The sequence below is a fragment of the Streptomyces sp. NPDC055189 genome, from assembly GCF_053606765.1.
In genome coordinates, this window is the sequence record NZ_JBSGSG010000036.1 from 46,099 (window position 1) to 69,538 (window position 23,440).

The following is a 23,440-nucleotide window of genomic DNA, read 5'->3' on the forward strand; positions in this document are numbered from 1 at the left end:
GGGACGCCCCGATTGTCAGTGGCCGCCGCTAGCCTCTCTGACGTGCCACCTCGTATCACCGACCCCGAGCAGCTCAAAGAGCTCCTCGGCATCCCGTTCACCCCGGAGCAGACGGCCTGCATCACCGCGCCGCCCGCCCCGCAGGTGATCGTGGCCGGAGCCGGGTCGGGAAAGACGACGGTGATGGCGGCCCGCGTGGTCTGGCTGGTCGGCACCGGCCAGGTCGCCCCCGAGCAGGTCCTCGGCCTGACGTTCACGAACAAGGCGGCGGGCGAACTCGCCGAGCGGGTGCGCCAGGCGCTGATCAAGGCCGGGGTCACCGACCCCGAGGCGCTTGACCCGGACCACCCTCCGGGCGAGCCGGTCATCTCCACGTACCACGCTTTCGCGGGCCGCCTCCTGACCGATCACGGCCTGCGCATAGGGCTGGAACCCACCGCCCGGCTGCTCGCCGACGCCACCCGCTTCCAGCTCGCCGCACGCGTCCTGCGCGAGGCGCCGGGCCCGTATCCCGCGCTGACGCGTTCCTTCCCCGACCTGGTCAGCGACCTCCTCGCGCTCGACAGCGAGCTCGCGGAACATCTCGTACGGCCCGAGAAGCTCCGCGCGTACGACACCGAACTGCTGCACGCCCTGGAGGGTGCCAAGCTCTCCAACGCCGACCTGCGCAAGGTGCCGGACACGGCGGCGGCCCGGCTCGAACTGTCCGAGCTCGTCGGCCGCTACAGGGAGGCGAAGCGCTCCCGCGACCTCCTCGACTTCGGCGACCAGATCGCCCTCTCGGCGACGCTGGCCCGCACCCGCGCGGAGGTCGGCGAGATCCTGCGCGAGGAGTTCCGCGTCGTCCTGCTCGACGAGTACCAGGACACGTCGGTGGCCCAGCGCATCCTCCTGGCAGGCCTCTTCGGAGGCGGCACGGGCCACCCCGTGACGGCGGTCGGCGACCCCTGCCAGGCGATCTACGGCTGGCGCGGCGCGTCCGTGGCGAACCTGGACGACTTCCCCGAGCACTTCGCGCACGCCGACGGCAGCCCCGCCGCCCGCCATGCCCTCAGCGAGAACCGCCGCAGCGGCGGCCGCCTCCTGGACCTCGCGAACGGCCTCGCGGAGCCGCTGCGCGCGATGCACGCGGGCGTGGAGGCCCTGCGGGCCGCACCCGGCGCCGAACGCGACGGCATGGTCCGCTGCGCCCTCCTGCGCACGCACACCGAGGAGATCGACTGGCTCGCCGACTCCATCGCGCACCTCGTGCGCACCGGAAAGGCCCCCGGCGAGATCGCGGTCCTGTGCCGCACGGCCACGGACTTCGCGCAGATCCAGGGCGCCCTTGTCGCCCGCGACGTCCCCGTGGAGGTCGTCGGCCTCGCCGGACTTCTGCACCTCCCGGAGGTCGCCGACCTCGTCGCCGTCTGCGAGGTGCTCCAGGACCCCGGCGCGAACGCCTCCCTGGTGCGCCTCCTGACGGGCCCGCGCTGGCGCATCGGCCCGCGCGACCTCGCCCTCCTGGGCCGCCGCGCACGCCTTCTCGTACGCCATGGGCACGCGACCCCGGACGACCCGGACCGGCGGCTCGCCGAGGCGGTCGAGGGGGTCGACCCCGCCGAGGTGATATCGCTCGCGGACGCGCTCGACACGTTCCTGGAGACGCCCCTCGACGAGGACACGGAGGACGACGGGCTGCCCTTCTCGCCGGAGGCGAGGGTGCGGTTCGCCCGGCTCGCCGCCGAACTGCGCGATCTGCGGCGCTCGCTGGCCGACCCGCTGATGGACGTGCTGCACCGGGTGCTCGCCGTCACGGGCCTCGAGGTCGAGCTCTCCGCCTCACCGCACGCCCTCGCGGCCCGCCGCCGCGAGACGCTCTCGAACTTCCTGGACGTCGCCGCGTCCTTCGCCGCGAACGACAGCGGGGCGAGCCTGCTGGCCTTCCTCGCCTTCCTGCGGACGGCCGCGCAGTACGAGAAGGGCCTGGACAACGCCCTGCCCGGCGGCGAGAACACGGTCAAGGTGCTCACCGCGCACAAGTCCAAGGGCCTGGAGTGGGACGTCGTGGCCGTCCCCGGCCTGGTCACCGGGACGTTCCCCAGCACCCAGGGCCGCGAGAAGTGGACGGCGCAGGGCAAGGTCATCCCGCACGCGCTGCGCGGGGACGCGGCGACCCTGCCCGACATCGAGGTGTGGGACTCCCGGTCCATGAAGGCGTTCCACGAGGACATGAAGGAGCACCAGCGCACCGAGGAGCTCCGCCTCGGCTATGTGACCTTCACCCGCCCCCGCTCGCTGCTCCTGGGCTCCGGCCACTGGTGGGGCCCTTCGCAGAAGAAGCCGCGCGGCCCCTCGGACTTCCTCCGGGCGCTGTACGACCACTGCGCGCTGGGGCACGGGGAGATCGAGGCCTGGGCCGACGAGCCGGAGGAGGACGAGGAGAACCCCGCCCTGGCGGAGGCCGCGGCCGAGCACGCGTGGCCGCTGCCCCTTGACGACACGTCCCTGGCCCGCCGCCGGGCCGCCGCGCAGACGGTCCTCACGCATCTGGCCGGCCTGACGGGGGAGGGGGACCCGGTCGGCGACGCCCGTTCGCACGAAGAGCCCCACCCGTCGGCGTACGACGACGTGCCCCCTGCCGAGGACCCGGACTGGCCGCCCCCTCCGGAGGAGGACGAGGAGCCGTCTTACGGAGAACCGCCCTACGGAGAGGCCGGGCCGTCCGACGCCGACCCCGATGACTGGGACTCCTGGACATCGGCCCGCCCGGCGATCCCGCACCAGGTCGCCGCACCGCCCTCCGCGACCGCCCGCCCGCACCCCGCCGACGCCGCCCCTGCCGCCGACGCCGCCCCTGCCGCCGACGCCGCCCCCGAGGAGCCCCGCCTCACCCCGGAGGAGGCCCGCACGCTCGCCTCCTGGGACCGGGACCTGGACGCCCTCACCGGCGAACTCCTGCGCGCACGAGAGGCGATCAGGGACATTCCCGTACCGCCGTCGCTCACCGCGTCCGAAGTGCTGCGCCTGGCCGCCGATCCGGAGGGCTTCGCGCAGGAGCTCGCGCGCCCCATGCCGCGCCAGCCGCAGCCCGCGGCCCGGCGCGGCACCCGCTTCCACGCCTGGATCGAGACCCGCTTCGAAGAGCTGCGTCTGCCGCTGCTCGCCCCCGAGGACCTGCCGGGCGGCGGCCCCGGAGAGGCCGAGATCGCCGACGAACGCGATCTGGACGCCCTCAAGGAAGCCTTCGAGCGCACCGAGTACGCCCACCGCACCCCCCACCGCGTCGAGGTGCCCTTCCAGCTGACGCTCGCGGGCCGTGTGATCCGCGGCCGGATCGACGCGGTCTACAAGGAGGTCGACGGCGACGACGTGACGTACGAGATCGTCGACTGGAAGACCAGCCGCACCCGCACCGCCGACCCCCTCCAGCTCGCCGTCTACCGCCTGGCCTGGGCCGAGCTGCACGACGTAGCCCCGGAGTCCGTCAAGGCCTCGTTCCTGTACGTGCGCAGCGGCGAGATCTCCCGCCCCGCGCGCCTGCCTGGCCGGGCGGAACTGGAGCGGATCATGCTGGAGGAACCGGGTGGGCAGCCGGGTGACGAACCACCGGACGAATCGGCTCCCGCGGGCGGCTAGGCTCGTGACCATGAGCCAGTCCGTTGACAGCGACGTCAGTGGCGGCAGCGCCGTCCGTACGTTCATCCAGACCCACCGTGCCGCCTTCCTCGACGATCTCGCCGAGTGGCTGCGCATCCCCTCCGTGTCGGCGCAGCCCGACCACGCACAGGACGTACGACGCAGCGCGGACTGGCTCGCCGCCCAGCTCAAGGAGACCGGCTTCCCGACCGTCGAGGTCTGGGAGACGGCGGGCGCTCCCGCCGTCTTCGCCGAGTGGCCCTCCGGGGACCCCGAGGCGCCCACGGTCCTCGTCTACGGCCACCACGACGTGCAGCCCGCGGCCCGCGAGGACGGCTGGCACACCGAACCCTTCGAGCCCGTCGTCAAGGGCAACCGCCTCTACGCGCGCGGGGCCGCCGACGACAAGGGTCAGGTGTTCTTCCACACACTCGGCGTCCGTGCCCACCTCGCCGCCACCGGCCGCACCGCCCCCGCGGTGAACCTGAAGCTCCTGGTCGAGGGCGAGGAGGAGTCGGGCTCCCCGCACTTCCGCGCGCTGATCGAGGAGCACGAGGAGCGCATCGCGGCCGACGCGGTGATCGTCTCGGACACGGGCATGTGGTCGGAGGACACCCCCACGGTCTGCACCGGCATGCGCGGCCTCGCCGACTGCGAGATCGAGCTGCGCGGACCCGACCAGGACATCCACTCCGGATCCTTCGGCGGCGCCGTCCCGAACCCGGCGACCGCGGCCGCGCGCCTCGTCGCCGCGCTGCACGACGAGCACGCGCGCGTGGCCGTCCCCGGCTTCTACGAAGGCATCACCGAACTCACCGAGCGTGAGCGCGAACTCTTCGCCGAGCTGCCCTTCGACGAGGAGAGCTGGCTGCGTACGGCCAAGTCGCACGCGACCCACGGAGAAGCGGGCCACACCACCCTGGAGCGCATCTGGGCCCGTCCCACCGCCGAGGTCAACGGCATCGGCGGCGGTTACCAAGGACCGGGCGGCAAGACGATCGTCCCGTCGTCCGCCTTCCTGAAGCTCTCCTTCCGCCTGGTCGCGGGCCAGGATCCGGACCGCATCGAAGAGGCCGTCCGCACCTGGGTCGCCGAACAGCTGCCGAACGGAATCAGCCACACGATCACCTTCGGATCCGCCACGCGCCCGTGCCTGACGCCGCTCGACCACCCCGCCCTGCAGTCCGTCGTACGGGCGATGGGCAAAGCCTTCGAGCAGCCGATCCGGTTCACCCGTGAGGGCGGTTCGGGACCGGCGGCCGACCTCCAGGACGTACGCGCCGCCCCCGTGCTCTTCCTGGGCATCTCCGTGCCGTCCGACGGCTGGCACGCACCGAACGAGAAGGTCGAGCTCGATCTGCTCCTCAAGGGAGTCGAGACGACGGCCTACCTGTGGGGCGATCTCGCCGAGCACTGGCGCGACGCACACTGAGCCCCGCCTTGTCGACCTTGCCGCACCACCCATTCCATCGGGGGAGTTGGAAGCACCTGTGACCACCTGGACCGACCGCACCGCTGACCGTCCCGTCTCGCTCACCGCACCGAGCGGCATCGATCGCGCAGCCCACCACCGCCTCGACGAGGCCTGGCTCGCCGCCGCCTGGAGCCACCCCACGACACGGGTCTTCGTGGTCTCCGGCGGCCAGGTACTCATCGACGAGACGCCCGAAGGCACCACCGAACTGGTGATGACGCCGACCTTCGAAGCGCCCCTCACCGAGGCCCACCGCTACTTCCTGGGCACGGACGACGACGGCGTCAGCTACTTCGCGCTGCAGAAGGACTCCCTGCCCGGCCGCATGGACCAGCAGGCGCGCCCCGCGGGCCTGCGCGAGGCGGGCCTCCTTCTGTCGCCCCGTGACGCGGGCCTGATGGTGCACGCCGTCGCCCTGGAGAACTGGCAGCGCCTGCACCGCTTCTGCTCGCGCTGCGGCGAGCGGACCGTCATCGCCGCGGCAGGACACATCCGCCGCTGCCAGGCGTGCGGCGCCGAGCACTACCCGCGTACGGACCCGGCCGTGATCATGGCGGTGACGGACGACGAGGACCGCATCCTGCTCGGCCGCCAGGTGCACTGGCCCGAGGGCCGCTTCTCGACCCTCGCGGGCTTCGTCGAGCCCGGGGAGTCCATCGAGCAGTCCGTGCGCCGCGAGGTCTGGGAGGAGGCGGGCGTGACGGTCGGCGCCGTCGAGTACGTCGCCAGCCAGCCCTGGCCGTTCCCCTCCAGCCTCATGCTGGGCTTCATGGCCTCGGCGACCTCTTCGGAGATCAACGTCGACGGCGAGGAGATCGAGGAGGCCCGCTGGTTCTCCCGGGAGGACCTGCGGGCGGCATTCGAGTCCGGAGAGGTCCTGCCGCCCTACGGGATCTCGATCGCGGCCCGACTGATCGAACTCTGGTACGGAAAGCCGCTGCCGAGGCCGGGCAGCGTCGGCTGAGTCCTGCCTCGCGCCACCACCCGCGCGCACGCAGAAGACCCCCGCACCGTGAGGCGCGGGGGTCTTCTGCGTGGAGCGGGAGACTCAGGCGGCGATGGCCTGCTTCACCTGGGCGAGGCTCGGGTTCGTCATCACGGACTCGGTGCCCGCGTCGGAGATGACCAGCAGGGTCGGGACCGTCTGGTTCCCGCCGTTCGCCTTCTCGACAAAGGCCGCGGAATCCGGGTCGTGCTCAATGTTGATCTCGTTGTACGTGATGCCCTCGCGGTCCATCTGGCCCTTGAGCCGGCGGCAGTAGCCGCACCACGTGGTGCTGTACATCGTCACAGTGCCCGGCATGTGTCTCGCGCTCCTTTGTTGCTCGGGGTGCGTCATCGCAATGACCTGAACGTACGTGACCCGGCCACCATTCCCGCATTAGTACGACTGCACGGGCCTCCCTGTGGACAACCTGCTCATGCGCCTCCGGCGACCTGGCAGCATGGCGGGGTGACAGCAGCAACGCACTCCACCCTCTTCCCGCAGGTTCCGGACTCTGCCGACGCGGTGCTCGCCGGGCTCGACCCCGAGCAGCGCGAGGTGGCCACCGCCCTGCACGGGCCGGTGTGCGTCCTGGCGGGTGCCGGGACGGGCAAGACACGGGCGATCACGCACCGGATCGCCTATGGCGTGCGCGCCGGAATCCTGCAGCCCGCCAGCGTGCTCGCCGTCACGTTCACCAACCGCGCGGCGGGCGAGATGCGCGGTCGTCTGCGCCAGCTCGGCGCCTCTGGCGTCCAGGCACGCACGTTCCACTCCGCGGCCCTGCGCCAGCTCCAGTTCTTCTGGCCGAAAGCAGTCGGTGGCCAGCTGCCCCGGATCGTCGACCGCAAGATCAAGCTCGTCGCGGACGCGGCGGCCGCCTCCCGCATCCGCCTCGACCGCAATGAGCTGCGTGACGTGACGAGCGAGATCGAGTGGTCCAAGGTCACCCAGACTGTCCCCGCCGACTATGCGGCCGCCGCCGCGAAGTCGGGCCGCCTCATCCCCCGCGACGCGGCGGAGATCGCCCAGATCTACGGCGCGTACGAAGATCTCAAGCGCGACCGCTCCGTCATCGACTTCGAGGACGTCCTGCTCCTGGCCGTCGGCATCCTCCAGGACCGCCACGACATCGCCGACCAGGTCCGCGCCCAGTACCAGCACTTCGTGGTCGACGAGTATCAGGACGTCAGCCCGCTCCAGCAGCGCCTCCTGGAGCTGTGGCTCGGCGACCGCGACAGCCTCTGCGTCGTCGGCGACGCCAGCCAGACGATCTACTCCTTCACCGGCGCGACCCCCGACCACCTGCTGAACTTCCGCAACCGCCACCCCGGAGCGACGGTCGTCAAGCTCGTCCGGGACTACCGCTCCACGCCCCAGGTCGTCCACCTCGCCAACGGCCTGCTCTCCCAGGCCCGCGGCCGCGCCGCGGACCACCGCCTCGAACTGATCTCCCAACGCGACGCCGGAGCCGAACCGGTCTACACGGAGTACGCGGACGAGCCCGCCGAGGCCGAAGGCGCCGCCCGCCGCATCAGGACCCTGATCGCCGACGGCGTCCCGGCGAGCGAGATCGCGGTCCTCTTCCGCACGAACTCCCAGTCCGAGATCTACGAACAGGCACTCGCCGACGCCGGTGTGCCCTACCAGCTGCGCGGCGCCGAGCGCTTCTTCGAGCGCACCGAGGTCCGGGAGGCGGGCGCGGCCCTGCGCGGCGCGGCCCGCTTCGGGGGCAACGACTCCCTCCTCGACGACGTCGTCGACCTGCCCTCACAGGTGCGTGCCGTCCTCTCCACGAAGGGCTGGACGACACAGCCCCCGGCAGGATCCGGCGCGGCCCGCGACCGCTGGGAGTCCCTGGCGGCCCTGGTGCGCCTCGCCGAGGACTTCGAGCGGGCCAAGCCGGGAGCGACGCTCTCCGACCTCGTGGGGGAGCTCGACGAGCGCGCGAACGCCCAGCACGCGCCGACCGTCGAGGGCGTCACCCTCGCCTCGCTGCACGCCGCCAAGGGCCTGGAGTGGGACGCCGTCTTCCTGGTCGGCCTCGCCGAGGGCATGATGCCGATCACGTACGCCAAGACCGACGAGCAGGTCGAGGAAGAGCGCCGCCTCCTGTACGTGGGGGTCACCCGCGCCCGTCTCCACCTCTCCCTCTCCTGGGCGCTGTCCCGCTCACCGGGCGGTCGCGCCGGACGCCGTCCGAGCCGCTTCCTGGACGGGCTGCGCCCCGGCTCGGGGGCGGGCACCGCAGGGCGCGCCGCGGGCGGCGGACCCGGCGGCATCGAGCGCGGCAGCGGCAGTGGCGGCGAGGAGAGCGGCGGCGGCAGGAGCCGTCGGCGGACGAGCAGGTCCCCGGCCCGGTGCCGGGTCTGCGGGCGGTCCCTGACCGACGCGGGCGAGATGAAGCTGATGCGGTGCGAGGACTGCCCGTCGGACATGGACGAGGGGCTCTACGAACGGCTGCGGGAGTGGCGCTCGGGCCAGGCGAAGGAGCTGGGACAGCCGGCGTACTGCGTGTTCACGGACAAAACTCTGATCGCCATCGCGGAGGCCGCGCCCGACGAGGAGGGCGAGTTGGCCCGGATCCCCGGCGTCGGTGTGCGCAAGCTCAACCGCTATGGATCTGATGTGCTCGCTATTTGTGCAGGTGGAGAGCCTGTAAGGGGCGCCGATGGCAACTGATTCAAACTCGTCGAAAAAATAGTTTGCGCATGCGCAAGGAAGACCCATAGGTTCTTAAGCACGGGAACGGCGGCTTCTCCGAAGCCCTCGCCCCGTGCTGTACTTAATAGTCCGCCCGCAGGATCGGTTCCGGCCGATCCCATAGACGCCGAGAGGAGGCGATTCCAGTGATCAGCATCAACGAGAGCTTCACCAGCACCGTGAAAATGACCGATCGCTCGGTCGTCGCTTCCTGCCTGCTCGGCTTCTCGAACCCGGGCACCGGTCTGTCCGGTGGCATCGCTGTCGCCGCCGCCCGTCCGGAGTCCTCTGTCCTGCCTCTGTCCCTCCCGCGTCGCACCGCTCTCAACGTGCTCCCGATGCGTGAGGTCAATGAAGGCAGCGAGCGAGCGACCAAGGCACCGGAAGCAGTAGTGACGGCACAGGCGCAGGCCTATGCCTTTGCCGCAGCCGGTGCCGGATCCAAGAAGCAGACGACCCAGCAGCAGACGCAGCACCAGCACCACACGATGTGGGCCTTCCGTGGGCTCGAACCCTGGAGTGATCCAGTCTGATCCTCGATCAGACCGGCGCCTTCAGGGCCGCGGAACCCCACCCGGGATCCGCGGCCCTTCTGTTTTCCCCAAAACGGGATGACGGAGCGAAGGGGCCGAGCAAGACCCGGTACCAGCCGCCAACCGGCCGAACCAGGCCGGCACGACCAGACGAGGAAAACACCACCGTGCAACTCGAAGCGCACGCCCCGTCCGTACCGCCTTCAGAGACTCTCCCCCCGCCCGCTCCCACGGAGGACCCGACCTTGACTCCCCTCACCGCGCTCACCGCGCTCGACGACGCCATCGAGAACCTCGGCGTACCCGTCCCCTGCCGTGCCTACGACCCGGAGGTCTTCTTCGCCGAGTCGCCGGCTGACGTCGAGTACGCCAAGTCCCTCTGCCGTACCTGCCCGCTGATGGAGGCCTGCCTGGCCGGCGCCAAGGAGCGGCGTGAGCCGTGGGGCGTCTGGGGCGGCGAGCTCTTCGTCCAGGGTGTCGTCGTCGCCCGCAAGCGGCCGCGTGGCCGTCCGCGCAAGAACCCGGTTGTTGCCGCATGAACGCCATCGGAACGATCGATCGCCCCCTGACGCACGACCCCAAGAAGCAGGCCCCGATGAAGGCAGCCACCGCTGAGCCCGCAGGCTCCGCCACCACAGACTTCTCCACCACCGGCGCGAACGACTCGCGCCAGAACAGGACCCGCGAGATGCAACTCATCCCAGAAGCCATGGCTCGTGCGCATATGCACGAACGCATGCGTGAGGCCGAGGCCCAACGCCCGGCCGCCCGTCTGATGGCGGCCCGCCGGATGCAGCGCCGCGCCGAGCGCGCGTCGCTGCGCGCCAGGCGCGCGCTCGCCATGGCCGTCATGCAGTGACGAGCCGACGCACTGCATGAGCCACACCACTAAGCCCGCGGGGGCCGGTCCGAACGGACCGGCCCCCGCGGTGCGTTGTGCCGGACGAACCCCCGGGCGCGGCGATAGGCTCGCCAGGTGGACCAGCAGACTCCTCAGCCCGCGGACGCCGAGAATCTCGTGTGTTCCCGCTGCGGCAAGGTCGCCGAAGGCGCGCCGCTCACCTGGACCTGCTCCGTGGAGAACGGCGTTCGCCGCTACTTCTGCGACTCCTGCGCCCGCGAGAACATCAGGGCCATCGAGGGGCGGCTCGACTCCCCCTGGTGGTGAGAACGCGCCGGGAGGGGTCGGGAGGGCTGAGGACGCGTCACCGTCTCAGGCGCCGGCCGCCGGATCGTCCGCCTCCTGCTCCTGCGGCTCCTCCTCCACGAAGCCCGGCAGCCACTCCTCCAGTTCATCCCGCATCCGGACCGTCGCCCCGAGCTGACAGAGCACCCCGATCGTGCTCAACGTCACACGGTGGATCAGCAGATACGACGGCGGGAGGTTCAGCCGCTTGCCCAATTGGTAGGCGGGGGACCGGGGATCGGCCACCCGCGCCGCCTGGCCGCGCATCCAGCCGCGGGTGAAGGTGAACTCCTCCACCAGCATGGGTTCGATGATCGGCAGCAGATAGTCGAGAACCGCGTCCGGTTCGAGCTCCACGGACTCCTGGACGAAGCCCTCCTCGCACAACATCGCGTAGACCGCGTCGGCCTCGCCGTCGAGCGTCATCCGCAGTGAGCGGCCGATGGTCGGGGGCAGCCCGCCGGGCAGCCGGTCCACCGTGCCGAAGTCGAGGACCCCGAGCCGCAGGCCGCCCTTCTCGTCGGGCAGCAGACGGAAGTTCCCCGGATGCGGATCGGCGTGCAGCAGGCCGGTGCGCGCCGGACCCGAGAAGAGGAAACGGGCAAGGAGCTGTCCCGCCCTGTCCCGCTGCTCCTGCGTGCCGTCGGCGATCACGTCCGACAGGGGTATCCCGTCGATCCACTCGGTCACCAGGACCTGCTCGCTCTGGTGCACCACATCGGGCACCACTACGTCCGGATCGTCCGCGAACTCCTCGGCGTGCGCGTGCTGCGCCTGAGCCTCCAGGCTGTAGTCGAGCTCCTCGGAGACCCGGTCGCGCAGCTCCGCGATGAGCGGCTTGATGTCCATGCCCGGAATCAGCGGCCCCAGGAGCCGGGCGAACCGGCTGAGTTGATTCAGGTCGGAGAGCAGTGCCTCGCCCGCCCCCGGATACTGCACCTTGACCGCGACCTCGCGTCCGTCCGCCCACACCGCCCGGTGGACCTGGCCGATCGACGCGGCGGCGGCCGGCTTGTCCTCGAACTCCAGGAAGAGCTCTCGCCAGTCCTCTCCGAGCCGCTCGGCAAGCACGGCGTGCACGGTGCGCGTCGGCATCGGCGGCGCGGCTTCCTGCAGCTTCGTCAGCGCGGCGCGATACGGCCCCGCGACCTCTTCGGGCAGCGCCGACTCGAAGACCGACAGGGCCTGGCCGAACTTCATGGCTCCGCCCTTGAGCTCGCCGAGCACCTTGAACAGCTGCTCCGCCGTGCGCTGCTGCAGCTCACGGCCGACGATCTCCGCGGACTTGCCCCCGATCCGCTTGCCGAGCCCCCAGGTCGCCCGCCCGGCAAAGCCGAGTGGCAGCGCGGCCAGCTTGGCGGTACGGGTTACCGCCTTCCGGGGAAGATCAGACATGCGCCCCTCCAAATCCCAGACAGCCACGCCTTGTCAGGCGGCTACCCGGCCATTGTGTCGTGCGGCTCTTTGTCACCGGCGGGGTGTTCCCCCTTATCCACCACACCCGCCCCGCACGGGCACGAGAGATGCGGTGACACCGGCCGTGCCTGCCACTCCAATCCGGGCACCGAGGCCTCCCAGCGAACTCCCGCGCTCGCCGGTAGCGCCCCGTCCAGAAAGGCCAGGGCATGCGCCGCGGCAAGGCCGGCGATGGTGGTCGAAAGCGCCAGATCGCACGCGGTGACGTGACGCGCGCGTCCCGAACGCCACTGCGCCAGCATGCGCGGCCAGGTGGGATCCCGGTCCGCACGCTCGAGCGCCAGACAGCCCGCGCAGGCCGTCGCCCCCGGGAGGACGAACGGCCCCACCACTCCGGTTCCCTCGATCACCCCCGCATAAAGGTGCGGTGTCCCCGACGAGACGAGCGGCTCGGCGGCGAGCGGGTCGGGGGCGTGTGCGTCGAGCCCGTCCCGCGGGGCGACGATCACGAGGGAGAGCTCCGGCTCCCCGCCGCCCTTCGCCCCGGCCTCTCCCGCTGCCCCCGCCGTCCCGGCCGCTCTCCGGACCCTGCGTGGCGGCCGGTCCGGAGCCCACTGCCGCACCACCCGTCGCGCCGCCGCGTCCCTGCGGTCGCCGATCGCGTCGGCGGGCAGACCGCCCGGCGCCACATCCCGTGGCTCGACCACCCCGCCCTCCATCACGTCCACCTGCCCCACTCCCGCCCCGGACAGAACCGAGGCCACCACCGCCCCCACCCGGCCCGCGCCCCGGACCTGGACCCGCGTCGCGCGGCGCGCCGCCAGCTTCCTCATTCCCTCGCCGGGCCCGGCGGTCACGACCGACAGAGAGGCCAGATCCGGGCGCAGCCGGTCCATGGCCCGATCCCGCTTGCGCAGGGCGTCGGCCGCCGCGCCGCCGCCCGTCGCGTCGTCGAGGAGACCGGCCCCGGACAGCTGCCGCACGAGCTTGTCGACATGATCGTCGGGCAGGCCCATCCGCCGGCCCTCCTCGCGCAGGAGCGGCAGCCCGCGTGTCCCGTCCAGAAGCTGGAGGAAGCTGCCCGTCGCCGTGTCCACCGGCCCCAGCACCAGAGCGTGAGCCGGCGCCACGCCGAACTGGATGGTGTTCAGATCGCGCCAGCCGCGCCGCAGCGCGGGTTTCAGGATCGGATGCATGGTCGTCCCCCCGTGGTCATCCGGCGCTGCCGATCCCCGTTCGCATCCCGTCCGCATCGCCGCTCGACAGCCAGGATGCCCGTCCCGATCGACAGCCGTCGCGCGTTGTCCACAGGCATGGGGTATTCGTCGTACTAATCGATCGCACGGGGAGCGATACCCCGCCGAACCGTCCCGGAGGCGGGACTTCCCCCACACCCAGCGGGTAACGTCGGGGCGTGCCCGCCGACCCACTGCACCGCGCCGGAAACCCACAGCGCAGCATGACCAGCCCGCCGCCACCCGGCTCCGGGGTGAGCGCGGTCGAGGTCAGACGGAGCGCCCGCCGCCGCAGAACAGTCTCCGCGTACCGGGAGGGCGATCGCACCGTCGTCCTCATCCCCGCCCGCATGTCAGAGGCCGAGGAACAGCGCTGGGTCAACGTCATGCTCGACAAGCTCGCGGCCCAGGAGAGCAAGCGGGTCCTGGGCGACGCGGAGCTCTCCGAGCGCGCCGAGCGCCTCTCCGAGCAGTACTTCGACGGCAGGGCCAGGCCCACGTCCGTTCGCTGGGTCACGAACCAGAACACCCGGTGGGGTTCGTGCACCCCGTCCGAGGGCAGCATCCGCCTTTCGCACCGCCTTCAGGGCATGCCCGAGTACGTCGTCGACTACGTCCTCGTCCATGAACTCGCGCATCTCCTCGTCCCCGGGCACGGGTCCGACTTCTGGCAGCTCCTCGAGGCCTATCCCCGGACGGAGCGGGCTCGTGGGTATCTCGAAGGTGTGGTCGCGGCCGACCGGCTGCCCCATCTGCCGGCCGCCCGCGACGAGTGAATCCGCTGCCCGCGCGGAGTGAACTTCCGCCGGGCACGGAGGTTGTGTACCGGCTCTGTACCGGCTTGGTCCGCTGTCGGACTTTGCGGTTAGCCTGACGCGACGCATTTACATTCGGGATGGGGGACGGTCGTTACGTATGGCCAGGGAATTCCAACGCGGCCACAAGGCCAAGATCAGTGACCTCACCGCGGGCACCGATCTGTACGTAGGCGTACAGATCTCCGCCCCCGGACTGAGCTTCGACATCAGTTGCTTCGGCCTGGACGCGGACGAGCGCCTCTCGGACGACAGTTACTTCATCTTCTTCAACCAGCCGAAGTCGCCCGAGGAGTCCATCCAGCTCCTCGGCGCGCAGGCCGGTGACACCGAGTCCTTCCGGGTCACGCTCGACCGTATTCCGGCGAAGATCCAGAAGCTGTCGTTCACCGCGACGATCGACGGCGCCGGGCAGATGTCGCAGGCCGCCCCCGGCTACATCCGCATCGTCGCGGGTGGCGAGGAAGTGGCCCGCTACTCCTTCAACGGTGCGGAGTTCTCCACGGAACGTGCCGTGATGCTGGGCGACTTCTACATGAAGGACGTCTGGCGGTTCGCCGCGATCGGTCAGGGCTTCGACGGCGGTCTCGACGCGCTCCTGAAGAACTTCGGCGGCGAGGTCGCCGAGGAGGAGCCCGCACCGCAGGCACCCCCGGCCGCCGGCGCCCCGTCCTTCGCGCCGCCCGCCCAGGCCGCCGCTCCGCCCGCGTTCGGCGCCCCGGCGGGACCCGCGCAGCCCCAGGCCCCGGCTCCCGCGCCTGCTCCGGCCCCCGCGCCCGCCCCTGCTCCGGCCCAGAATTTCGCGCCGCCGCAGGGCACCACTCCGCCGCCCGCCCCGGCTCCCGGCGACCCGTCGGTGCACGCCGCGCAGACGATCGTGGCGCCGATGAACCAGCCGCAGGGCGGCACGATCCCCCCGCCGCCGCCCGAGCCCTACGGACAGCCGAAGCCGACGTACAGCCAGGTCCCCGGCCAGTCGGCGCCCCCGCCGCCCGGTTACGGCCAGCAGCCCAGTGCCCCGATGCCGCCCGGTTACGGCCAGCAGCCTCCCGGCCAGTTCCCCGGCCAGCAGCCCCCCGGCCAGTTCCCCGGCCAGCCGGCTGCCCCGTCCCCGTACGGAGCCGGCGTCCCCCAGGGTTCTCCGCAGGGCGGCGGTGTGGCCGCGGCTCTCGCGGCGTACCGCGAGGCACCCACCGGCCAGCGCTGGACGCAGCAGAACGAGAAGCTGGTCCGCGTCGACCTCGGCGTCAGCGAGCAGGCCGTGCTCGCCCGGCAGGGCAGCATGGTGCTCTACCAGGGCAAGGTCGAATTCAGCTACAAGGGCGCGGGCTTCGCGGGCCGCGTGGTGGGCAACGCGACCGGCCAGGAGATGCAGCTGATGCGCTGCTCCGGCCGCGGCCAGGTCTTCCTCGCCGAGGAGGCCACCCACCTGCACCCCATCGAGCTCCAGGGCGACGCGATCTGTGTCTCCGCGGAGAACGTCCTCGCGTTCGACGAGTCGCTCCAGCACGAGGTGCGCAGGATCGAGGGCCACGGAATCCCCGGTGGCGCGCTGTTCGTGATGCAGTTCCAGGGCTCCGGCACGGTCATCGTCAAGACGCACGGCGTGCCCGTCGTCCTGCCCGTCACGCCAACGACGTTCGCCGACTGCCACGCCGTGGTCGCCTGGTCGGCGGCGGCCCAGGCGATCGTCTCCAGCCAGGTGCGGCTGCGCAGCAACGCGTACGCGGGCTCCACCGGGGAGAGCGTGAACCTCCAGTTCCGGGGCGCGCCCGGCAACTTCATCATCGTCCAGCCGTTCGAGGTCTGAGGGAGCCCGTCATGAATCAGCAACTCTCGGGCTTCGCCCCGGCACCGGTCGCGGCCCGCATGGAGAACCACGGCAGCCACATGCTCAAGGTGGCCATGCAGAGCGGAAACGACCTCCTCGCGCGCGTGGGTTCGATGGTCGCCTACGAAGGGTTCGTGCAGTACGAGCCCAATCCGCCCGCCGTGCGACAGATCGCGAAGGAGTGGATGACCGGCGAGGGCGCACCTCTGATGAAGTGCTCCGGAGACGGCCTGCTCTATCTCGCCGACTACGGAGCCGACGTCGTCGTCGTCAACCTGGCGGGCGACTCGCTCTCGGTGAACGGCACGAACCTCCTCGCCTTCGACACCTCCCTCCAGTGGGGCGTCGAGCGCGTCAAGGGCATGGCCAAGTTCGCGGGCCAGGGCCTGTGGAACGTCAAGATCTCCGGACAGGGATGGGTGGCGCTGACCTCCCGCGGCACCCCGATCGTCGTCGACTGCGGCCGCGGCGAGGACGAGACGTACGTCGACCCGGACGCCCTGATCGCCTGGTCCCCGAACCTCAAGGTGAAGGGCAAGCGCAGCTTCAAGGCCGGTTCGCTCATCGGTCGCGGCAGCGGCGAGGCCTATCAGATGGGCTTCTCCGGAGAGGGCATCGTCGTCGTACAGCCCAGCGAGGACAGCACCGACCGTCTCCGAGCCCGGGGCTGAGGGGGAGCAACACACCATGCAGAGCCCACTTTTCGCGCACACCGAGCAGCAGACTCAGGAGCGCTACACCGTCCAGAACCCGCAGATGCTGCGGGTCGCCCTCGCGGGCCACGACGACATCCTGGCCCGCAAGGGCGCCATGGTCGCCTATCAGGGTCTTATGGAGTTCGACGCCGAGTACCAGAGCCAGGGCAACCAGCGGGCCCGCGCGCACACGGGCGAGGGCCTGGACCTGATGCGCTGCCACGGCCAGGGCACGGTCTATCTCGCGAACCTCGCCCAGTACATCCACGTGGTGGATGTGGACCAGGACGGTCTGACCGTGGACAGCAGCTATGTCCTCGCGCTCGACTCGTCCCTGACCCACCAGGTCATCGCCGTGGACAGCCAGTACGGAATCTCCGGCTCCGGCAAGTACCAGCTCAACATCACGGGCCGCGGCAAGGTCGCCCTGATGACCTCGGGCCAGCCGCTGATGCTGCAGGTCACGCCGGACCAGTACGTGAACGCCGACGCCGACGCGATCGTCGCCTGGTCCAACGGCCTGCGCGTGCAGATGCAGGCACAGACGCACTCGTCGGGCGTGTGGCGGCGCCGCGGCAACACCGGTGAGGGCTGGGAGCTCAGCTTCATGGGCCAGGGCTACGCCCTCGTCCAGCCGAGCGAGATGCTGCCGCCCCAGAACGCCGTCATCGGGCAGGGCGCCAGGGCCCAGTACGGCATGGGCCAGCAAGGCGCTCGGGGGCAGAACCAGGGCAACGTCTGGAGCTAGCCCCTGCGCGGGGGGCGGAAGCAGTGACAGGAGCGTGGGGAACTGCGGGCCGGCTTGTGGCTGGTCGCGCAGTTCCCCGCGCCCCTTTCAGGGGCCCGTATTACAGCCGCGCCCTCGTGGCCTTCACCAGGCGTACCACCGAGTCGTCGGCCATTCCCGCCACCTCGTCGTAGGCGAACCAGCGCAGGTCCAGGGACTCGTCGCTGATTGCCTCGATCGCTCCGGAAGGGGCCAGTGCCGCGTACTGCACGTCGAGGTGCTGTGTGCAGGGGCCCGGGATCGGGTGCCGGTCCAGGCGGACGGGTCCGCCCGCGAGGAGGGTCAGGCCCGGCACCCCGGACTCCTCGGTGGCCTCACGCAGCGCTGCCGCGGCCAGCGTCGGATCGCCCGGCTCGCAGTGGCCGCCCATCTGGAGCCACATCCGCAGCTTCTTGTGCAGGGTCAGCAGCACGCGCCCCCGCGACGGGTCGATGACCAGGGCGCTCGCCGTCACGTGGCCGTCCGTGCAGGCCTTCCACATGCCGTCGTCGGGGTGCGCGGCGAGGTGGTCCAGGTAGTACTGACGCAGGTCTTCCTGGTCCTCGTAACCCTTCAGTACGAGGACCGCGTCGTCGTGAAGGCTCACTTCTCGCTGTCGCCCTTGTCCTCGTCCCCGGCGTCCTCGGCGCTCTCGGTGTCCTTCTTGAGGTCCGGCTTCGCCGCGCCGCCGCCCGCCGCCTCGCCGAGCATCTTGTCCAGCTCGGAGAAGTCCAGCTGCTCGTGGTGCACGAAGCCGTCGGGGTCGTCCAGGTCCGAGGCCGTCGGCAGCATGTCCGGGTGCGCCCACAGGCCGTCCCGGCCGTCCACGCCGCGCGCGTCCGTGAGCGAGGCCCACAGGCGCGAGGCGTCCCGCAGCCGGCGCGGACGCAGCTCGAGGCCGATGAGCGTGGCGAAGGTCTGCTCCGCGGGACCGCCCGTCGCACGGCGGCGGCGCAGCGTCTCGCGGAGGGCGTCCGCGGACGACAGGCGGGGCTTGGCCGCCGCGTGGACGACCGCGTCCACCCAGCCCTCGACGAGCGCGAGAGCCGTCTCCAGGCGGGCCAGAGCAGCCTTCTGCTCGGGAGTGTCCTCCGGCTGGAACATGCCCTGCTGGAGTGCTTCCTGCAGCTGCTCGGGATTCTGCGGGTCGAGCTGGCCGACCACGTCCTCCAGCTTGGCCGTGTCGACCTTGATGCCGCGGGCATAGCCCTCGACCGCGCCGAACAGATGCGAGCGCAGCCACGGCACGTGGGCGAAGAGCCGCTGGTGGGCGGCCTCGCGCAGCGCCAGGTAGAGCCTGACCTCCTCCTGGGCGATGCCCAGGTCCTTGCCGAAGGCCTCGACGTTCACCGGAAGGAGGGCGGCCTTGCCGGCCGGGCCGAGCGGCAGGCCGATGTCGGTGGAGCCGACGACCTCGCCCGCGAGCACGCCCACGGCCTGGCCGATCTGCTGGCCGAACATGGCGCCGCCCATGGAGCGCATCATCCCGATCAGCGGGCCCGCCATGGCCTGCATCTCCTCGGGCAGCACGTCACCCATGGCCAGACCGACGCGCTCGGCGACCGGGTCGACCAGTTCCTTCCACACCGGGAGGGTCGCCTCGACCCACTCGGCGCGGCTCCAGGCCACGGCCACGCCCGAGCCGGACGGCAGTGACGTCGCGTCGTCGAGCCACAGGTCGGCGAGGCGGACGGCCTCCTCGACCGCGCCGCGCTCCGTGGGGCCGACGCTGGCGTCCTTGGTGCCGTCGGACGTCCCCTGGGAGACCGTCTGGCGGGCGATGTCCTTGGCCATGTCCCAGTTCACCGGGCCGCCCTCGTACGAGAGCATCTGGCCGAGCTGCTGGAACGCGGCGCCCAGGTCGTTCGGGTTCATCGAGCCGAACATCGCGGCGAACGGATTGTCGCCGCCGGGTCCGCCCGCGCCGGGCAGGCCTCCGAAGCCGAACGGGTTCCCAGGGCCACCACCTGCACCCTGTCCCCCTCCGGGGCTGTCCTTCTTCTTGCCCTCGTCGCCGTTCTCCGGCTCCTCCGGCGGAAGGCCGAATCCGAATGGGGTGTCACTCACGGGATTCCTCGGCTCGTCAGGCCGCCGGTACTGTTCCGGCGGCGGCTGCCTTACAACACCACCCAGCGTAGACACCGTGACGGGATCGGGCCTCAGTGCTTCGCCGACTCATGGCCTGCGGCAGGATGGATGCCACCTGGTACGTACGCGTCATTCGCGTATCTACTGAAGACAACCGCTGGAGACGCCTGGTGAGTTCCCCAGATCCACAGGTTCGCGCAGCGCGAAACCTTTCCACCCCGGCCCCCGTGCGCGGGCCCGTGGTCGCCGTCACCGGCGCCGCGTCCGGCGTGGGCGCTCTGCTGGTCGAGCGCCTTGCCGCGTCCGAAGAGATCAAGCAGGTCGTCGCCATCGACGAGCGGCGGGGCGAGTGCGCCGGGGCTCAGTGGCACATCCTGGACGTGCGGGATCCGGCCATCGCCGAGAAGCTGCGGGGCGCGGACGTCGTGGTCCACCTCGCGCTCGATCTCGACCTGGAGACCGACGCCGCCGCCCGTACGGCGTACAACGTACGCGGTACGCAGACCGTGCTGACCGCCGCCGCGGCGGCCGGCGTCCACCGTGTCGTGCTCTGCACCTCGGCGATGGTCTACGGAGCGCTGTCCGACAACGAACTGCCCCTCTCCGAAGACGCCGAATTGCGCGCCACCGCGGAGGCGACCGGAGTCGGAGACCTCCTGGAGGTCGAGCGACTCGCCCGGCGCGCACCCCGCGCCCACCCCGGCCTGAACGTCACCGTGGTGCGGCCCGCGGTGCTGGTCGGCGGCACGGACACCGCGCTCACGCGGTACTTCGAGTCGCCACGGCTGCTCGTCGTGGCCGGCTCGCGCCCGGCCTGGCAGTTCTGCCACGTCGAGGATCTGTGCAGCGCCCTGGAGTACGCCGTCCTGGAGAAGGTCGACGGGGAGCTCGCCGTCGGCTGCGACGGGTGGCTGGAGCAGGAAGAGGTCGAGGAGCTCAGCGAGATCCGGCGCATGGAGCTGCCCTCCACGGTGGCTCTCGGCGCGGCGGCCCGGCTGCACCGGATCGGTCTCACTCCGTCTCCTGCCGGTGACCTCGCGTACACGATGTACCCGTGGGTGGTCAGTGTCAGCAGGCTGCACGACGCCGGATGGCGGCCGCAGTGGACCAACGAGGAGGTCCTCGCGGAGCTGCTCGACGAGGTCGCCGGGCGCCGGACCGTGGCGGGACGCCGGCTGGGGCGCAAGGACGCGACGGCTGCGGGTGCCGCCGGTGCGACGGTCGCGCTGCTCGGTGCGGCGGCGGTGGTGCGGCGCGCCCGGAAGGCGCGGCGCCGGATCTGAGGCTCCCTCCGCGGGCCGCGGGCCTGTAGAGAGCTCCAACGCGGCACGCGCGCGTGCCGGGCGAAAGCGCTATTCCGTGATGTCCGTGCCGTGCGGCACCATGGCCGCATGGCACGCACCACGAACGATCACCCCGGCGAGCAGGCCGCACAGGACCCCATCCGGCTCCTGGCGATCCGTGACGCACCGCTCTCCCTGGACGAGGTCTTCCGGGCCGTCGGAGACGACGCGGCGGGGGGTACGGCGCTCTTCGTGGGGACCGTGCGCAATCACGACGGTGGTGCGGATGTCGACGAGCTCGGCTATTCGACCCACCCGACGGCCGAGGCCGAGATGCGCCGGGTGGCCGAGAAGGTCGTCGCCGAATTCCCGGTCCGCGCCCTGGCCGCCGTCCACCGCGTGGGTGACCTGGCGGTGGGCGACCTCGCGGTCGTCGTGGCCGTCTCCTGCCCGCACCGCGCCGAGGCCTTCGCGGCCTGCCGCAAGCTGATCGACGACCTCAAGCACGAGGTCCCGATCTGGAAGCACCAGCGCTTCTCGGACGGCCAGGAGGAGTGGGTCGGCGCTTGCTGACCCGTTCCTCCTGTTGCCGTGGAGCCAGTTGGCTCAGCGGGGCCAACTGGCTCAAGGGGGCCGTTAGAGCCTCCGGTTGCGTAACCCGACCCCTGGCGTGAGCGTTGACGAAGCGGATGGTTAATCTGCTGATCTGTCAGTTGTGGTCGCTCAAGGGGTCGGGAGGTCGACATGGCGTCACTCGCCTGGTTGCTGATTCCGTTTGCGGCAGCTGTCGGTGCAGGTCTCTGGGGTGGCTGGGCGGCGCGTAACCGCAGGTCGGGCAAGACCGGGGACAACAACGAGCTCAACGGCTACGCGGCTTTCCGCGAGGCGATGGAGAAGTCCCACTCCGGCACGTGAGCCGGCGGCCCCGCGGCCGCCGAGAGGGCCCGCAGGCCCCGTACGGACTGGCCCCAGCGGTGCACTGACAGGCAGGTCCCGTACTGTCGTTCCATGCCACGCCGCACCGCGACGATGCTCGCCTCCACCCTGATGCTGATCGCGCTGCTCTGCGCCGGAGTCCTCATCAAAGTGCCGTACTCGGTGATGTCCCCGGGCCCCACGGTCAACACCCTCGGCGACCACGGCGGCGAGCCGGTGCTGCAGATCTCCGGCCACAAGACCTATCCGGCGTCCGGGCACCTGAACATGACGACGGTCAGGGTCACCAGCGCGGACTACAACATGAACATCGCGGAGGCCGTGTACGGCTGGCTGGCCCACGACAACATCGTGGTGCCGCACGAGACCCTCTACCCGAACGGCAAGACCGAGCAGCAGTCGAGCCAGGAGAACGCCGAGGAGTTCAGCCAGTCCCAGGAGGCCGCCAAGGTGGCGGCGTTGCGGGAGCTGGACATCCCGGTGAAGTCCCAGGTCGTCGTCTCCACCGTCTTCAAGGACAGCCCCGCCGAGGGCAAGCTCCACGCGGGCGACGTCATCAGGAAGGTCGACGGCACACCCGTGAAGGAGATGACGGACGTCTCCAAGCTGGTCACCAAGCACAAGCCGGGCCAGGACGTCGTCTTCAGTCTCGTCCCCGTCAAGGAGGCGGCCGCCGCCGAGAAGGCGGGCAAGGAGCCGACCCGGACGGAAGACGTCAAGATCACCACGGAGAAGGCGAAGGACGGCCGCGCGATCGTCGGTATCGAGGCGGGCACCGATCACACGTTCCCGTTCACCATCGACATCAAGCTCGCCGACGTCGGCGGCCCCAGCGCCGGTCTGATGTTCGCGCTCGGCATCGTGGACAAGCTGACCCCTGGCGACCTGACCGGCGGCAACTTCGTGGCCGGCACCGGCACGATCGAGGACAACGGCAAGGTGGGCCCGATCGGCGGCATCGGGATGAAGACGGTCGGTGCCCGCGACAAGGGCGCCGAGTACTTCCTTACGCCGAAGGACAACTGCGCCACGGCTGCCAAGGACGTCCCGGACGGCCTCACGCTGGTCAAGGTGGACACCATCGACGACGCCGTCGACGCCCTCAATGACATCCGCAAGGGCGACACCGCCGACCTGCCGCAGTGCACGGTGAAGAAGTAGCGGCAGGCGAAGAAGCAGCAGCAGCGGACGAAAGTACGCGGGCGGGGGGCGCCCCCACCCGCGTACGAGTACGAGAACTGTCAGTCGGCGAACGTGGCCGACAGCGCCTCCGCGAGGCCGGGAACCAGGTCGGCCCCCGTGAGCACCTCGGTCGGCGAGTCCTTCTCGCGCAGCCGCAGCGCCGATTCGCGCGCACCGTCACGGAGCACCGCGACCGTCATGCGGACCTCCTGGCGGTCGGGGTGCTCGGCCACCCACTTCGCGAGCTGGGCCTCGCTGAGCCCTTCGGGGACGGAGGTCTCCGCCGACGGCGGAAGCATCAGGCGCTCCACCGTGAGGGCGCAGCCCGCCACGGCGTCCGGCCAGGCGATGGTGCCGAGGAACTCGTCCAGCGGCTTGCCCGCCGGGATCTCCTCCTGCTCGATGGGGGTCAGGCCGGGTTCTTCGGGGGCGTTGTCGAGGCCGAGCTGGGTGGCGAGGCCGGGTTCTTGGGTACGCAGTCGCGCCGTGTCGACGAGCGCGAAGAGGCGCGCGGGCTGGTCCCAGCCGAGGCCGGACGCGTACTCATCGATCTCGAGCACGGCACGGGTGAGGGGGCTCGCTGCCATGGGAGTGTTGGACATGGTCACAATCCTGCCTCGTTAGTCCCGCAAAACGGGAACCGAGTAAAGCGTGAGTAAGTTGCATAGGTGTGGGTCCACGATCAAAGGGCCCT

At 71.1% G+C, this 23,440-nt stretch carries 22 protein-coding genes; 16 read left to right on the plus strand and 6 right to left on the minus strand.

Features of this window, described 5'->3' with window-relative positions; translation table 11 throughout:
* Positions 1–42: 42 nt before the first annotated feature.
* The 3 genes from ACWFR3_RS24445 to nudC are packed head-to-tail and all read left to right on the plus strand — an operon-like array spanning position 43 to position 6,056.
* Complete coding sequence (locus ACWFR3_RS24445) at positions 43–3,618, plus strand: ATP-dependent DNA helicase (protein WP_453736747.1); 3,576 nt, start codon at positions 43–45, stop codon at positions 3,616–3,618.
* Positions 3,619–3,628: 10 nt separating this feature from the next.
* Positions 3,629–5,050 (plus strand): dipeptidase, encoded by a 1,422-nt coding sequence (locus tag ACWFR3_RS24450; protein WP_453736748.1) that lies wholly within the window; start codon positions 3,629–3,631, stop codon positions 5,048–5,050.
* A 58-nt stretch (positions 5,051–5,108) separates the two neighbouring features.
* Positions 5,109–6,056: an NAD(+) diphosphatase gene (gene nudC / locus ACWFR3_RS24455; RefSeq protein ID WP_453736749.1), complete on the plus strand. Its 948-nt coding sequence runs from the start codon at positions 5,109–5,111 to the stop codon at positions 6,054–6,056.
* Positions 6,057–6,140: 84 nt separating this feature from the next.
* On the opposite strand, the gene ACWFR3_RS24460 is transcribed toward nudC, so the two are convergent.
* Complete coding sequence (locus ACWFR3_RS24460; RefSeq protein ID WP_361181665.1) at positions 6,141–6,395, minus strand: glutaredoxin domain-containing protein; 255 nt, start codon at positions 6,393–6,395, stop codon at positions 6,141–6,143.
* 45 nt (positions 6,396–6,440) lie between these two features.
* Here ACWFR3_RS24460 and ACWFR3_RS24465 point away from each other — a divergent pair, with 45 nt between their 5' ends.
* The 5 genes from ACWFR3_RS24465 to ACWFR3_RS24485 all read left to right on the plus strand — a co-directional run bounded on the left by ACWFR3_RS24465 (position 6,441) and on the right by ACWFR3_RS24485 (position 10,481).
* Positions 6,441–8,759, plus strand: a complete 2,319-nt coding sequence (locus ACWFR3_RS24465; protein WP_453736773.1) for an ATP-dependent DNA helicase UvrD2 — start codon at positions 6,441–6,443, stop codon at positions 8,757–8,759.
* A 167-nt stretch (positions 8,760–8,926) separates the two neighbouring features.
* Positions 8,927–9,313 (plus strand): hypothetical protein, encoded by a 387-nt coding sequence (locus tag ACWFR3_RS24470; RefSeq protein ID WP_453736750.1) that lies wholly within the window; start codon positions 8,927–8,929, stop codon positions 9,311–9,313.
* A gap of 167 nt (positions 9,314–9,480) precedes the next feature.
* Positions 9,481–9,852, plus strand: a complete 372-nt coding sequence (locus ACWFR3_RS24475) for a WhiB family transcriptional regulator (protein ID WP_344522157.1) — start codon at positions 9,481–9,483, stop codon at positions 9,850–9,852.
* Complete coding sequence (locus ACWFR3_RS24480) at positions 9,849–10,172, plus strand: hypothetical protein (protein ID WP_453736751.1); 324 nt, start codon at positions 9,849–9,851, stop codon at positions 10,170–10,172. Before ACWFR3_RS24475 ends, ACWFR3_RS24480 begins: the two co-directional genes overlap by 4 nt.
* A gap of 117 nt (positions 10,173–10,289) precedes the next feature.
* Positions 10,290–10,481, plus strand: a complete 192-nt coding sequence (locus ACWFR3_RS24485) for a hypothetical protein (RefSeq protein ID WP_453736752.1) — start codon at positions 10,290–10,292, stop codon at positions 10,479–10,481.
* Positions 10,482–10,526: 45 nt separating this feature from the next.
* Here ACWFR3_RS24485 and ACWFR3_RS24490 read toward each other — a convergent pair whose 3' ends face one another.
* Entirely contained in the window at positions 10,527–11,894 is a 1,368-nt protein-coding gene (locus ACWFR3_RS24490; protein ID WP_453736753.1) for an ABC1 kinase family protein, read from the minus strand.
* A 41-nt stretch (positions 11,895–11,935) separates the two neighbouring features.
* Positions 11,936–13,111, minus strand: a complete 1,176-nt coding sequence (locus ACWFR3_RS24495; RefSeq protein ID WP_453736754.1) for a ThiF family adenylyltransferase — start codon at positions 13,109–13,111, stop codon at positions 11,936–11,938.
* A 218-nt stretch (positions 13,112–13,329) separates the two neighbouring features.
* Between ACWFR3_RS24495 and ACWFR3_RS24500 the strand changes: the two genes are divergently transcribed.
* The 4 genes from ACWFR3_RS24500 (at position 13,330) to ACWFR3_RS24515 (ending at position 17,239) form a co-directional block, all read left to right on the plus strand.
* A complete protein-coding gene (locus ACWFR3_RS24500) occupies positions 13,330–13,926 on the plus strand; it encodes a M48 metallopeptidase family protein (protein ID WP_453736755.1) in 597 nt (198 codons plus the stop codon).
* Positions 13,927–14,065: 139 nt separating this feature from the next.
* Positions 14,066–15,775 carry a TerD family protein gene (locus ACWFR3_RS24505; protein WP_453736756.1) on the plus strand — a complete coding sequence of 570 codons (1,710 nt, stop codon included), beginning with the start codon at positions 14,066–14,068 and terminating at the stop codon, positions 15,773–15,775.
* Positions 15,776–15,786: 11 nt separating this feature from the next.
* Positions 15,787–16,467: an AIM24 family protein gene (locus ACWFR3_RS24510; protein ID WP_453736757.1), complete on the plus strand. Its 681-nt coding sequence runs from the start codon at positions 15,787–15,789 to the stop codon at positions 16,465–16,467.
* A 16-nt stretch (positions 16,468–16,483) separates the two neighbouring features.
* Positions 16,484–17,239, plus strand: a complete 756-nt coding sequence (locus ACWFR3_RS24515; RefSeq protein ID WP_453736758.1) for an AIM24 family protein — start codon at positions 16,484–16,486, stop codon at positions 17,237–17,239.
* A gap of 100 nt (positions 17,240–17,339) precedes the next feature.
* On the opposite strand, the gene ACWFR3_RS24520 is transcribed toward ACWFR3_RS24515, so the two are convergent.
* The gene (locus ACWFR3_RS24520; RefSeq protein WP_453736759.1) at positions 17,340–17,864 is read right to left on the minus strand and encodes an NUDIX hydrolase; all 525 of its coding nucleotides are present in this window, start codon (positions 17,862–17,864) and stop codon (positions 17,340–17,342) included.
* Entirely contained in the window at positions 17,861–19,324 is a 1,464-nt protein-coding gene (locus ACWFR3_RS24525; protein WP_453736760.1) for a zinc-dependent metalloprotease, read from the minus strand. The genes ACWFR3_RS24520 and ACWFR3_RS24525 overlap by 4 nt, the downstream gene beginning before the upstream one ends.
* A gap of 191 nt (positions 19,325–19,515) precedes the next feature.
* Between ACWFR3_RS24525 and ACWFR3_RS24530 the strand changes: the two genes are divergently transcribed.
* From ACWFR3_RS24530 to ACWFR3_RS24545, 4 genes are all read left to right on the plus strand, one after another.
* Positions 19,516–20,628: an SDR family oxidoreductase gene (locus ACWFR3_RS24530; RefSeq protein WP_453736761.1), complete on the plus strand. Its 1,113-nt coding sequence runs from the start codon at positions 19,516–19,518 to the stop codon at positions 20,626–20,628.
* A 108-nt stretch (positions 20,629–20,736) separates the two neighbouring features.
* On the plus strand, positions 20,737–21,201 hold the full coding sequence (locus tag ACWFR3_RS24535) for a molybdenum cofactor biosynthesis protein MoaE (protein ID WP_365820340.1): 465 nt from the start codon (positions 20,737–20,739) through the stop codon (positions 21,199–21,201).
* A 171-nt stretch (positions 21,202–21,372) separates the two neighbouring features.
* Positions 21,373–21,543: a hypothetical protein gene (locus ACWFR3_RS24540; RefSeq protein WP_453736762.1), complete on the plus strand. Its 171-nt coding sequence runs from the start codon at positions 21,373–21,375 to the stop codon at positions 21,541–21,543.
* A 93-nt stretch (positions 21,544–21,636) separates the two neighbouring features.
* Positions 21,637–22,725, plus strand: a complete 1,089-nt coding sequence (locus ACWFR3_RS24545; RefSeq protein ID WP_453736763.1) for a YlbL family protein — start codon at positions 21,637–21,639, stop codon at positions 22,723–22,725.
* A gap of 80 nt (positions 22,726–22,805) precedes the next feature.
* Here the strand turns inward: ACWFR3_RS24545 and ACWFR3_RS24550 are convergent, their stop codons facing one another.
* Positions 22,806–23,348: a PPA1309 family protein gene (locus ACWFR3_RS24550; protein WP_453736764.1), complete on the minus strand. Its 543-nt coding sequence runs from the start codon at positions 23,346–23,348 to the stop codon at positions 22,806–22,808.
* Positions 23,349–23,440: the final 92 nt, after the last annotated feature.

Coding starts and splice junctions, on each gene's coding strand:
- ACWFR3_RS24450 (WP_453736748.1), top strand. CDS start 3,629: ATGAGCCAGTCCGTTGACAGCGACGTCAGTGGCGGCAGCGCCGTCCGT.
- ACWFR3_RS24460 (WP_361181665.1), bottom strand. CDS start 6,395: ATGCCGGGCACTGTGACGATGTACAGCACCACGTGGTGCGGCTACTGC.
- ACWFR3_RS24480 (WP_453736751.1), top strand. CDS start 9,849: ATGAACGCCATCGGAACGATCGATCGCCCCCTGACGCACGACCCCAAG.
- ACWFR3_RS24490 (WP_453736753.1), bottom strand. CDS start 11,894: ATGTCTGATCTTCCCCGGAAGGCGGTAACCCGTACCGCCAAGCTGGCC.
- ACWFR3_RS24495 (WP_453736754.1), bottom strand. CDS start 13,111: ATGCATCCGATCCTGAAACCCGCGCTGCGGCGCGGCTGGCGCGATCTG.
- ACWFR3_RS24505 (WP_453736756.1), top strand. CDS start 14,066: ATGGCCAGGGAATTCCAACGCGGCCACAAGGCCAAGATCAGTGACCTC.
- ACWFR3_RS24510 (WP_453736757.1), top strand. CDS start 15,787: ATGAATCAGCAACTCTCGGGCTTCGCCCCGGCACCGGTCGCGGCCCGC.
- ACWFR3_RS24515 (WP_453736758.1), top strand. CDS start 16,484: ATGCAGAGCCCACTTTTCGCGCACACCGAGCAGCAGACTCAGGAGCGC.
- ACWFR3_RS24535 (WP_365820340.1), top strand. CDS start 20,737: ATGGCACGCACCACGAACGATCACCCCGGCGAGCAGGCCGCACAGGAC.
- ACWFR3_RS24540 (WP_453736762.1), top strand. CDS start 21,373: ATGGCGTCACTCGCCTGGTTGCTGATTCCGTTTGCGGCAGCTGTCGGT.
- ACWFR3_RS24545 (WP_453736763.1), top strand. CDS start 21,637: ATGCCACGCCGCACCGCGACGATGCTCGCCTCCACCCTGATGCTGATC.
- ACWFR3_RS24550 (WP_453736764.1), bottom strand. CDS start 23,348: ATGTCCAACACTCCCATGGCAGCGAGCCCCCTCACCCGTGCCGTGCTC.